Raw genomic sequence first — 11975 nt, forward strand, 5'->3', positions numbered from 1 at the left:
AGGAGGGCTAGTAAGGGATGTCAAACAAAAAAGAGGATGATAAAGGGGAAAATCGAGGTAATCATCGATTGATAAAATCATCAAAAAAAGAATTGAAAGATAGTAATAAACAAGGAACACTTTCTACGAAAAGGAAAACAATCAATAAACTATCTCCATTTCAAGGTTTAACTCCTAATGAGGAAAAACGTCTAACTAGAAGATTAACGAGTATTTTAATTACCTTAACAGTGGGAATACTTATTACTCTTTATATTATTTCTCCTTTAAGTAAATTACAAAATATAGAAGTGACTGGAATCGACAAAGCAGATAGTCAAAAAATTATAAAATCAAGTCACCTTAAATTAGGTGATGGATTATGGCCTCAGTATTTTAATAAATCAAAGGATATGAAAAGAGTGATAAAGGAAAATCCAAGAATCAACACAGCGACATTAAGGATTAAACAATTTAATCATTTTGATATACATGTAACAGAATATGAGGTCCTGGCTATTTTATTAAGAAATAATAAAATGTATCCTGTTTTATCTAATGGAAAAATTTTGAGTGAAACAGCAAAAGAATCAGAAAAAAAATTGCCACAGTTAATTGATTTTAAAGAAGGAGAAGGATTGGATTCATTTTTGACATCATATGAAAAATTTTCGCCAAAAATGAAATCAGAAATTAGTTCTATTGAGTCACAGGCCACTCAAAAAAATCCTTTTAGAATTAAATTAAATATGAAGGATGGCAATCAAGTAATTGGATTATCAACAACAATTGCGGATAAATTAGTTTTTTATGACAAAATTTCGGCAGAAATGAAGTCAAAAGGTGTTATTGATATGGAAGCGGGTAAAACAGGGATATTTTCATATCCTTTAGAAACACAAAATAGCGACTCAAGTGAGGGGTTATCGGACGAAAACTCAATGGAGAGTGTAAATAATGGTTTTTAACGTTCAGAAAAAAAACTAGCAAATATAGTATTCTTCTTTATTTCATAGTACTATTTATGATAGAATAGTGTGAGGTATTATGCATATAATAAAGGAAGACTTTGTTAGAATTATAGGAGGGAAGACCTTTCATGGCAAAAACAGGAATATATGTAAGTCTTGATATCGGTACAACATCAATAAAAGTTGTTGTAGCTGAGTACATAGAAAATCAAATTAATATTATTGGCGTAGGAAATGCAAAATCAAAAGGATTGGATCGTGGTATTGTTATCGATATAGACAAAGCTGTTCAATCCGTTCAAAGAGCAATTAAACAAGCAGAAGAAAAATCAGGTGTTCAAATTAAAAGTGTTAGTGTAGGTATTCCTGCTAATCTTTTAGAAGTAGAAAAATGCGAAGGCATGATAGCTGTTAATAATGAATCAAAAGAAATAACTGACAAAGATGTTAAAAATGTGGCATCAGCAGCAGTTGTTCGTTCAACACCTCCAGAACGTCAAGTCATTACTTTAGTTCCTCAAGAATTTAAAGTAGATGGTTTTGAAGGAATAAAAGATCCAAGAGGTATGATTGGTGTTCGTCTAGATATGAAGGGATTATTATATACTGGACCTAAGACAATTGTTCACAACATTCAAAAATGTGTTGAAAAAGCTGGATTGGTGATTGATGAAATGGTCATTGCTCCTTTAGCTTTAGCTTCATCTATTCTTTCGGATGGAGAAAAAGATTTTGGAACAACTATTATTGACATGGGTGGTGGACAAACAACTACCTCTGTGATGTATGAACGTGAATTAAAATTTTCACACGTTGAACAAGAAGGTGGAGAGTTTGTAACCAAGGATATTTCTGTTGTTTTAAACACATCATTAACTAATGCGGAAGCGTTAAAAATCAACTATGGATATGCTTATCCAGAAAGAACTTCACCGAATGAAGAATTTCCTGTTGATGTCATTGGTAAAAATGAACCTGTCAGAATTGATGAACGCTACTTGTCAGAAATTATAGAAGCGCGTGTTGAACAAATTTTTTCAAAATCAAAAATGATGTTAGATAGCATTGATGCACTTAATTTACCAGGTGGTGTTATTTTAACTGGTGGAGCCGCAAGCTTGCCAGGAGTAGTCGAGTTAGCAGCGGATATGTTTGGAACAAACGTTAAATTGTATGTTCCAAATCATATGGGATTACGTAATCCTGTATATGCTAATGCAATTGCTATTGTTGAGTATGTCGCACAACTTGATGAGGTTTATCATGTGACTAAATTAGCCGTTACTGGTGATAAAAAACGAACAGCTAAACCTGTTCGTGACATTTCAGTAGAGACTAAACAACATGAAAAAGCTGTACAACAAGCACAAGAACCTGTTACAGATATGTCTGTCAATGAACCTGTAAAAGAGAAAGAAGAAGGTTTTGGCGGTAAAGTAAAAGGTTTCTTATCCAATATATTTGACTAATAGTCTAGGAGGAAACAAATAATGGAATTTTCATTAGATAATACTGTAAATACTGGCGCGGTAATTAAAGTTATTGGTGTCGGTGGCGGTGGCGGTAACGCAGTAAACCGTATGATTGATGAAGGAGTAAAAGGCGTAGAGTTTATCGTTGCAAACACAGACGTTCAAGCACTACAACATTCTAAAGCAGAAACTGTCATCCAACTAGGACCTAAATTTACAAAAGGATTAGGTGCTGGATCGTTACCAGATATTGGCGAAAAAGCTGCATCTGAAAGCGAAGATTTAATTGCTGAAGCATTAAAAGGTGCTGATTTAGTATTTATTACTGCTGGAATGGGTGGTGGTACCGGTACAGGTGCAGCACCTGTAGTAGCTGGAATTGCTAAAGAACAAGGAGCTTTAACAGTCGGTGTTGTGACACGTCCGTTTAGCTTTGAAGGTCCAAAACGTAGTCGTTTTGCAGCTGAAGGAATTTCAGCTTTAAAAGAAAATGTGGATACTTTGGTAATCATTTCTAATAATCGTTTATTAGAAATCGTTGATAAAAGAACACCAATGTTGGAAGCTTTTAGAGAAGCTGACAATGTATTACGTCAAGGTGTACAAGGGATTTCTGATTTAATTACATCTCCTGGCTATGTCAATTTAGACTTTGCAGATGTTAAAACAGTGATGGAAAATCAAGGAACCGCTCTAATGGGAATTGGTGTTGCAAATGGAGAAGATCGTGTGATTGAGGCTACTAGAAAAGCTATTGCCTCTCCGTTGCTTGAAACATCTATTGAAGGTGCTGAACAAGTGCTATTAAATATCACTGGTGGGGCAGATATGACTTTATTTGAAGCACAAGATGCGTCTGAAATTGTAGCGAGTGCCACAGGTGGAGATGTAAATATTATTTTAGGAACATCAGTTAATGATCAATTAGGTGATGAGATTGTTGTTACTGTCATTGCAACAGGAATTGATCCAGGAAAAAAAGAACGTCAAGCGATGGGAAGAAATAATGTGACTACACCAAATGGAATGGTTCAACAGAGACAAGCAAGATCAGTTCAAGAACCTATTCGTGAAGTTCCAGAAATGGATTCATCACGCACAGCACAAACAAGTGCATTTGGTGATTGGGATTTAAAACGTGAACCATCGACTCGTCAAGTCCCAGATGAAACACAGTTTGAAACAATTGACAGAAAAGATTATGATAATGCTAACCAGGATTCTGATCATCCTTTAGAAGCGGAAGATGAATTAAGTACACCACCTTTCTTTAGAAGAAAAAAATAAGAGGTGACTTAGATTGGTCCTGCAAAAACTGGAACAAAACGTTGAGTCAATTCAACAAGATGTTGAGCAAGCTTGCCAAATCGGTCAAAGGTCAGTCGATAGTGTGACTGTCATTTGTGTCACTAAATCAGTTGACAAAGAGACAACAAAACAAGTTGTTAATTTAGGATTTGAACATTTAGCTGAAAATAGGATGGAAAAATTGTTAGAAAAGCAAGAGTATCTATCAGATAATAAACAGATTAAATGGCATTTTATAGGAAATTTACAACGGCGAAAAGTTAAATCAGTCATTAATAATATTGATTACTTTCATGCATTAGATAAAATATCATTGGCTGAAGAAATACAAAAAAGAGCAATAAAACAAATTAAGTGTTTTGTTCAAGTAAACGTTTCTGGAGAGATTTCCAAACAAGGAATCTCTCCGGAAAATTTAATAGATTTCATTAAGGATTTAAAAGATTTTGATAGAATTGAAGTTATTGGTTTAATGACCATGGCTCCTATTGATTCAAATCTTAACGAATTATCTCAGTATTTTGACCAATTAAAATTATTACAAAACAAAGTTGCAACAGAAAAACTTGACCATGCACCATGTACAGAATTAAGTATGGGTATGAGTCAAGATTTCATACCAGCTATAGAATCTGGAGCAACTTTTGTAAGAATTGGTTCGAGATTTTTCGAATCTTAGGGGAGAGGTGATAGAGTGAAGTTATTCAATAAAGCTGGTGAAAGATTTTCCGATTTTTTTGGCGTTTCTGATGATGAAAGTGATGCATTTGTTGATGAAGAAGTGACGATTGATGAAGAATCATCTGTTCTTGAGCCAGAACCTAATATTAGAGAAACAAATAATTTAGAGGATGCGCTTGATGATGTTGCTAGTATGAATCATGCTATCAGCCATAATGAAGAAGAACCAGAAAAAAATGTTAAAATTTCTGCAACAGAAAACCAGTATACTAATAAAAAAGTAGTTGAAATGAATACCTATCAACCTACCTCAAATGGAAATAAACGTATGGTGGTTGCTAGACAACATAGAAAAGTATCGGTTTATGAGCCTAGAGATTACATTGATTGTAAACAAATTGCTCAAGCTTTGTTTAGAAAAGAGATTATTATTTTGTCTTTTAAATTAATGAATGAAAGCTCTGCCAGGCGTGTTGTAGATTTTATGACAGGGACTGTATATGCTATTGATGGAGATATTCAACGCTTAGGAGATGAAATGTTTATCTGTACTCCTGCCAACGTAGATGTCGATTCAAGCATTACTCGAAATATCATAACAAACCATTTAACAGAATATTAAGGATGTGTTAATTTGATTATAGCTTTAATCTCTAAAGCCATAACCCTATATACTTATGTTTTAGTGATTTATGCTTTATTATCATGGTTTCCTGGGGCGTATGATTCAAAAATTGGTCAATTTATCATACGAATTTCAAGACCATATTTAAGTATGTTTGATCGCTTGAATTTGAGTATTGGTCCAATTGATTTTACAATTATTGTTGCAATATTTGTTTTACAATTAGCTGGACAAGGTTTAATTTTAATATTAGCAAGATTAGTTTATATGATTTAAAGAATGGATGTGAGTTTTTTGCAAGCTAATGTGTATCAGCATTTTCGCAAGGACGAACATCCTTTTATTGATACTATCGGTAATTGGATGGAACAAGTTGAGATGCAATACGCACCCGTTGTAACTGAATTTTTAAACCCACGTGAGATGTTTATTTTAAAGACATTGGTAGGTAAAAGAGACGATATTTTATTGTCTTTTTTTGGAGGATTTGAAGATTCTGAGAGAAAATGTGCCATACTTTATCCAAGTTATTACAATCCTAATGAAACAGATTATGAAATCTCAGTTTATGAAATAAAATATCCTATTAAGTTTGGTAAATTAACTCATGGAAAAATTTTAGGAACATTAATGAGTACTGGAATAAAAAGAGAATTCATTGGAGATATCATAACAAATGGAGAACAATGGCAAGTTTTTATAAAAAAATCTATTTCTAACTATATTACTCAACAAGTTGACAAAATTGGTTCATTTGGAGTAAAATTTGACGAAGTAGGTTGGCAAGATATTTTACAACCGACTGATGAATGGTTAGATGAGACTCTAACAATCTCTTCACTTAGAATTGATAATATTATTTCAACAGTATATAATGTATCTAGACAACGTGCTAAACTGATTGTAGAATCAAAGAAAGCTAAGGTCAATTGGACCGAAGTAGAGCGTGTTGATTTTCCAGTAGATTATTTAGATATTGTGTCAGTTCGAGGACTAGGAAGAGTTCAACTATTAGAAACACTAGGGAATACTAAAAAAGATAAGATAAGATTAAAAATTAGAGTTTTAAGAAAGTAGCAAGGAGTGTAAAAATGGGAATTAAACCAATTGATATTACGAATAAAAGTTTTAATAATAAATTTAAGGGATATGATCGTGATGAAGTAGATGACTTTTTAGATCAAATCGCTTTAGAAGTTGAAAAATTAACCCAAGAAAATCGTTCTTTAGAAAAAGAAGTAAAACAGGCAAATGATAAATTAAGTTATTTTAATGAATTAAAAGATTCATTAAACCAATCAATTATTGTAGCTCAAGATACTGCGGATAAATTAAAAGAAAATGCTATTAAAGAGTCTGATTTAGCAATTCAAAAAGCTCAAGCTCAATCTGAAGACATTTTAGCACACGCTAATAAAATGTCTGATGAGTTGATTTCTGGTGCGGCAAATAAAGCAAATCAAATTTTATCTGAAGCAAGTGAACGTGCTCGTCAATTGGCTGTTGAGACAGATGATTTGAAAAAGAAAACCCGTGTTTTCCATAGAAACTTAAATGTATTATTAGAATCACAGTTACAAATTGTGCAAAGTGATGAGTGGGATGAAATCCTTAAACCATTTGGTGCTTATGTTGACAGTAGCCATCAAGCATTTAAAGAAGTATTAGATGCTGTTGAAGCAGCAAATGGTCTTGAAGCAACTTCACCAGCTATTAATATTAAACCTAATTTTGATAATGTATCTCAATCAAAAACAGATATTAAGGTAAGTGCGACACAAGAAATGCCTAATCAGCCTGTTCAGCAACAAAAAGAAGAAAAAAGTGAAGAAACAAAAAAATTAAATAAAGTGGAACGTTCATCACGTTCAAAAGTTAAATAATAAAGTTAGATGTAAAATAGAAAAGCTTAATTTATTCTGAAAGTGAGTTAGGGATAGTGGAAACCTAGTGAGACACTGAATTAAGAAAGATCCTTTACAAAAAAGAAATCTGAAATTATAGTAAGATTTCTCGGTGAGAATCGTTACAATCTACAGGAGAGTATAGACTTATGTCTGTACTGAATTTTGGGTGGTAACACGATAGCTTCGTCCCTTTTTAAGGGACGAAGCTTTTTTGTATATAAAAATAAAATAAGTGAGGATGATAGATAAAATGAAAATGAAAGAAACGCTTCATTTAGGAAAAACAAGCTTTCCAATGCGTGGAAACTTACCAGTAAGAGAAGTTGAATGGCAAAAAGAATGGGAAGAAAAAGATATTTATGGTCAAAGACAAAAATTAAATGAAGGGAAACCAACTTTTATTTTACATGATGGTCCTCCATATGCTAATGGAAATATCCATTTAGGACACGCACTAAACAAAGTAAGTAAAGATATTATTGTTCGATTTAAATCAATGTCAGGTTTTCGTGCCCCATTTGTTCCAGGTTGGGATACACATGGCTTACCAATTGAACAAGTATTAACCAAAAAAGGTGTTAAACGCAAAGAAATGCCTAGAGCAGAATACTTAGAAATGTGTAAAGAATATGCACTTAGCCAAGTTGATAAACAACGTAATGATTTTAAACGCTTAGGTGTATCAGGAGATTGGGATAACCCATACATTACTCTAACACCAGATTATGAAGCAGCTCAAATTCGAGTATTTGGAAAAATGGCTGAAAAAGGATATATCTATAAAGGATTAAAACCAATTTACTGGTCTCCATCTAGTGAATCTTCGTTAGCAGAAGCAGAAATTGAATACAAAGATGTAAAATCAGCCTCTATTTATGTTGCATTTGATGTGAAAGATGGAAACGGAGTATTAGATAATGATACGAGTTTTGTTATTTGGACAACCACACCTTGGACTCTTCCAGCAAATTTAGCGATTAGTGTAAATCCCGAATATGTTTATGTCGTGATTGAAGCAGATGGTAAAAAATTTGTCGTAGCAAAAGAGTTACTTGAAACAGTGACAAAAGAAATTGGTTGGGAAACTGTTTCAGTTATTAAAGAGATTAAAGGGGCAGAGCTAGAAAATCTGACAGCTCAACACCCATTTTATGATAGAGAATCACGTTTGATTTTAGGTGATCATGTAACTCTTGATGCAGGGACTGGCTTGGTTCATACGGCTCCTGGACACGGGGAAGATGACTACATTGTATCTCGTAAATACGGTATCGATGTTATTTCACCTGTAGATTCTCGAGGATGTTATACAGATGAAGCACCTGGATTTGAAGGTATCTTCTATGATAAAGCTAATCCAATGATTACTGAAATGCTAGAAAAAAGTGGTCATTTATTAAAATTAGATTTCTTTACTCATAGTTACCCACATGATTGGCGTACAAAAAAACCTGTTATTTATCGTGCAACGCCACAATGGTTTGCATCAATTGATAAATTTAGAGGCGATATTCTATCTGAAATTGAAAAAGTAGATTGGATTATTCCTTGGGGGAGAACGCGTCTATATAACATGGTTCGTGATCGTGGCGATTGGGTTATTTCTAGACAACGTGCATGGGGTGTACCATTACCTGTCTTTTATGCAGAAAACGGTGAGGCGATTATTACACCAGAAACAACAGAACATGTGGCGAATTTATTTGCAGAACACGGGTCAAAAATCTGGTTTGAAAAAGAAGCCAAAGAATTATTACCAGAAGGATTTACTCATCCTGGTAGTCCAAATGGCGAATTTACAAAAGAAACTGATATCATGGATGTTTGGTTTGACTCTGGTTCATCACATGAAGCAGTGTTAAGAGGCAGAAGTGATTTATCATTTCCAGCTGACTTGTACTTAGAAGGATCTGACCAATACCGTGGATGGTTCAACTCAAGTATTACAACAAGTGTGGCAATTAATGGCGTTGCACCATATAAAGCAGTTCTTTCTCAAGGATTTACATTAGACCCACAAGGACGTAAACAAAGTAAATCTTTAGGAAATACGATTGAGCCAAATAAAGTAACCAATCAAATGGGTGCAGATATTTTAAGACTTTGGGTCTCAAGTGTGGATTATGAATCAGATGTGAAAGTGGATATGAATACGTTAAATCAAATTGCTGAAGTTTATCGTAAAATTCGTAATACAATGCGTTTCTTATTAGCAAACACATCTGATTTTGATGTGAATAAAGACCGTGTTGAATATGATGAATTACGTTCGGTTGATAAATATATGATGATTCGCTTAAATGATACAATCAAAACTATTCGTGATAAAGGGTATGACAATTATTCATTCTCGACTGTTTATAAGAGTCTAGTTAACTTCTGTACAAATGACTTGTCAGCATTCTATTTAGATTTTGCCAAAGATGTTGTCTACATTGAAGCAGGAGATAATCATGAGCGTCGTGCAATGCAAACTGTCTTTTATGATATTTTAGTGGCTTTAACAAAATTAATGACACCAATTTTACCATTTACGTCAGAAGAAATTTGGTCTCATTTACAAGAAGAAGAAGAATATGTGCAGTTATCTGAGCTTCCTGGTTATGACACTTATCCAGATCAAGATTCAATCATGGAATTATGGGATGGATTCATGGAAGTGAGAACACATGTCTTAAAAGCTTTAGAAGAAGCTAGAAATAATAAATTAATTGGTAAATCATTTGAAGCAAAAGTGACTATCTATCCAAATGAGCCAACTGCTATGTTGTTAGATGCATTAAATACTAATTTGGCACAAGTATTGATTGTTTCAGATTTAGTTGTTGAAAAATCAACAACTGATGTACCAGAAACTGCTATGAAATTTAATGATGTCTCTATTTTAGTGGAACCTGCTCAAGGTGAAACGTGTCAACGTTGTCGTGCAATCAAAGAAGATGTAGGTAGTCATCAAGAATTACCGACATTATGTAATCGATGTGCTGAAATTGTTGAAGTAAATTATCCTGAAGCTGTAGCAGAAGGCTTAGAGTAAAACTAAATAAATAAGCCTCAAATTATCAGTAGATAGTTTGAGGTTTCTTTATGAAAAGTTAAGGAATTTAAATAAGGGAGAAGTATGATGAAAAAATTAAATTGCTTGGTGTTAAGTGCAACGATTTTAGTGACATTAACAGGTTGTGGAAGTGGTAAAAAGAACCAAACAGTAGAGTCAACGCAATCAAGTGCAACTGTTAATATCACACTAAAGGAAGATCATAAAGAAATTGATTCAAAAGAAGTTAGCGTGAAAGATGAGACTGTTTTATATAATGTATTGAAAGATAACTATGATATTGAAGATACAAAAGGGTTTATCACATCCATTGACGGTTATAAACAAGATGAAAAAGAAAATAAGTATTGGTTATATACAGTCAATGGTAAACAAGCTGAAAAAGGGGTTCAAGAAACAACAGTATCTGATGGTGATAATATTGAGTTTGATTTATCTAAATTGGATTAATAGGAGACTAACTTGAAGCATATTAACACACAATCATTAACAATGATGGCTTTACTGACAGCATTTTGTGTAGTCGGTAGATTATTAATGGTTTTTATACCAAATGTTCAACCGATTACGGCAACACTTATTTTAGTGACACTTTATATGGGAAGACTTGAAGCAATTGTGATTAGTTCGCTTTCTATTTTAATTACAAATTTTTATTTAGGTATGGGAGTTTGGACAATTGCCCAAATAGTATCTTTTTGGTGTGTCATTTATCTAGTAGTCCTATTAGATAAATGGACTAACGTAAAAAATAACAAGGTATTACAACTTATTTTGTGCCTGATATCCGGTCTAGGGTATGGCTTTCTCATATCGGTGATGTTAGCACCGATATTTGGCGTAACAAACTTTTGGGCATATTATGTGACTGGTATGAGTTTTGATATCATGCATGCTTTCGGAACAATGTTTTTTTATATCTTATTAAAGAGTCCTTTTATTTATCTAATGAATAAAGAAATGAAAAAAAGAGGTAGCTGAGCTATCTCTTTTTTATTTGGTCGATGATCGAATAACTAAGTCTTGCGTAATGGGAATAGGTGAAAAAGTTAAGTTTTTTAATTCACTATAAAGATAGTTAAAACAATTGGTCGCTTGAGTTTCTAAATGACAGTCGACGGTAGTTAAGTGAATAATTTCGCTGATAGCGTTATTATCAAAACCCATAATACCAATATCTTTAGGGATAGAATAATCTAAAAGCTGCAATTCAGAGATACATTCAGCCGCAATGAAGTCGGTATAAAACACAAGGCAGTCAGGTCTATTTGATGTTTCATGCCATTTTTTTGCAATGTTTCGTCCAATTTGATAAGGTTTAGTGTTTAAAAAAATCCATTCCTCTTTTTTTTCTAGCTCTGGGTGTTGCTCATAAAAATAATCAAGAGCATTGATTCGAGCAAGGGTATTTTTATTATTTTTATAACCTAAAATGTGCCCGATATTTTTATAACCTCTGCTAAGTAAAAATTCAAGAGACATTAGATAACTGTCGTACTGATTGACATAAGATGAATAAATATCAGGAGAATCAATTCGATGCCAAGTCGAGATGGGGCCAAATTTTCGATAAGGTTTAATATCATCCCAAGAGTTACTTCTAGTGAATATAAAGACAGCATCCACTTGCTTATATTTCATTAAATTTAACGCATCTATTTCCTTTGCTTTATCTCCACCAGTAACATATAAGTTGACATAGAAATCATATGTTAATGCCGTTTTTGTGAAAGCATTTAAAAAGATACTGGTATATTGATTAAAATCATAGGAGATGAAGGCAATTGTTTTTGTTAAACCAGCTTGTAGATTTCTTGCGATCATGTTGGGAATATAACCAAGTTCGTCCATGGCTTTTTCAATTTTGAATCTTGTTGCTTCGCTAACATATCCTTTATTTGAAACAACGCGAGAAACAGTCGATTTTGAAACACCTGCTTTTTTTGCTACATCAATAATTGTTGTCATATAAAG

At 33.2% G+C, this 11975-nt stretch carries 12 protein-coding genes; 11 read left to right on the forward strand and 1 reads right to left on the reverse strand.

Annotated features, from left to right (window positions below; genetic code table 11):
* Positions 1-17: 17 nt before the first annotated feature.
* The 11 genes from MN581_RS04765 to MN581_RS04815 all read left to right on the forward strand — a co-directional run bounded on the left by MN581_RS04765 (position 18) and on the right by MN581_RS04815 (position 10982).
* A complete protein-coding gene (locus tag MN581_RS04765; protein ID WP_117972545.1) occupies positions 18-947 on the forward strand; it encodes a cell division protein FtsQ/DivIB in 930 nt (309 codons plus the stop codon).
* 131 nt (positions 948-1078) lie between these two features.
* A complete protein-coding gene (gene ftsA / locus MN581_RS04770) occupies positions 1079-2419 on the forward strand; it encodes a cell division protein FtsA (RefSeq protein ID WP_117972546.1) in 1341 nt (446 codons plus the stop codon).
* Between the two features lie 21 nt (positions 2420-2440).
* Positions 2441-3709 (forward strand): cell division protein FtsZ, encoded by a 1269-nt coding sequence (gene ftsZ / locus MN581_RS04775; protein ID WP_117972547.1) that lies wholly within the window; start codon positions 2441-2443, stop codon positions 3707-3709.
* Between the two features lie 13 nt (positions 3710-3722).
* A complete protein-coding gene (locus tag MN581_RS04780) occupies positions 3723-4409 on the forward strand; it encodes a YggS family pyridoxal phosphate-dependent enzyme (RefSeq protein WP_233519156.1) in 687 nt (228 codons plus the stop codon).
* Positions 4410-4424: 15 nt separating this feature from the next.
* Positions 4425-5033 (forward strand): cell division protein SepF, encoded by a 609-nt coding sequence (gene sepF / locus MN581_RS10155; RefSeq protein ID WP_117972548.1) that lies wholly within the window; start codon positions 4425-4427, stop codon positions 5031-5033.
* Positions 5034-5048: 15 nt separating this feature from the next.
* The gene (locus tag MN581_RS04790) at positions 5049-5312 is read left to right on the forward strand and encodes a YggT family protein (protein WP_199500889.1); all 264 of its coding nucleotides are present in this window, start codon (positions 5049-5051) and stop codon (positions 5310-5312) included.
* A gap of 18 nt (positions 5313-5330) precedes the next feature.
* Positions 5331-6113, forward strand: a complete 783-nt coding sequence (locus MN581_RS04795) for a YlmH/Sll1252 family protein (protein ID WP_117972549.1) — start codon at positions 5331-5333, stop codon at positions 6111-6113.
* 14 nt (positions 6114-6127) lie between these two features.
* Positions 6128-6919, forward strand: a complete 792-nt coding sequence (locus MN581_RS04800; RefSeq protein WP_117972550.1) for a DivIVA domain-containing protein — start codon at positions 6128-6130, stop codon at positions 6917-6919.
* 274 nt (positions 6920-7193) lie between these two features.
* Positions 7194-9980 carry an isoleucine--tRNA ligase gene (gene ileS / locus MN581_RS04805; RefSeq protein WP_117972551.1) on the forward strand — a complete coding sequence of 929 codons (2787 nt, stop codon included), beginning with the start codon at positions 7194-7196 and terminating at the stop codon, positions 9978-9980.
* A gap of 87 nt (positions 9981-10067) precedes the next feature.
* Positions 10068-10451 carry a DUF4430 domain-containing protein gene (locus tag MN581_RS04810; RefSeq protein WP_233519157.1) on the forward strand — a complete coding sequence of 128 codons (384 nt, stop codon included), beginning with the start codon at positions 10068-10070 and terminating at the stop codon, positions 10449-10451.
* A 12-nt stretch (positions 10452-10463) separates the two neighbouring features.
* The gene (locus MN581_RS04815; protein ID WP_233519158.1) at positions 10464-10982 is read left to right on the forward strand and encodes a hypothetical protein; all 519 of its coding nucleotides are present in this window, start codon (positions 10464-10466) and stop codon (positions 10980-10982) included.
* 12 nt (positions 10983-10994) lie between these two features.
* Here the strand turns inward: MN581_RS04815 and MN581_RS04820 are convergent, their stop codons facing one another.
* Positions 10995-11969, reverse strand: coding sequence for a LacI family DNA-binding transcriptional regulator (locus tag MN581_RS04820; protein WP_117972553.1), 975 nt, complete (start codon positions 11967-11969; stop codon positions 10995-10997).
* Positions 11970-11975 lie beyond the last annotated feature (6 nt).

The sequence above is a fragment of the Vagococcus sp. CY53-2 genome, from assembly GCF_022604695.1.
In the GTDB taxonomy this organism is placed as follows: domain Bacteria; phylum Bacillota; class Bacilli; order Lactobacillales; family Vagococcaceae; genus Vagococcus.

Coding starts and splice junctions, on each gene's coding strand:
- ftsA (WP_117972546.1), top strand. CDS start 1,079: ATGGCAAAAACAGGAATATATGTAAGTCTTGATATCGGTACAACATCA.
- MN581_RS04800 (WP_117972550.1), top strand. CDS start 6,128: ATGGGAATTAAACCAATTGATATTACGAATAAAAGTTTTAATAATAAA.
- MN581_RS04765 (WP_117972545.1), top strand. CDS start 18: ATGTCAAACAAAAAAGAGGATGATAAAGGGGAAAATCGAGGTAATCAT.
- ileS (WP_117972551.1), top strand. CDS start 7,194: ATGAAAATGAAAGAAACGCTTCATTTAGGAAAAACAAGCTTTCCAATG.
- MN581_RS04820 (WP_117972553.1), bottom strand. CDS start 11,969: ATGACAACAATTATTGATGTAGCAAAAAAAGCAGGTGTTTCAAAATCG.
- ftsZ (WP_117972547.1), top strand. CDS start 2,441: ATGGAATTTTCATTAGATAATACTGTAAATACTGGCGCGGTAATTAAA.
- MN581_RS04810 (WP_233519157.1), top strand. CDS start 10,068: ATGAAAAAATTAAATTGCTTGGTGTTAAGTGCAACGATTTTAGTGACA.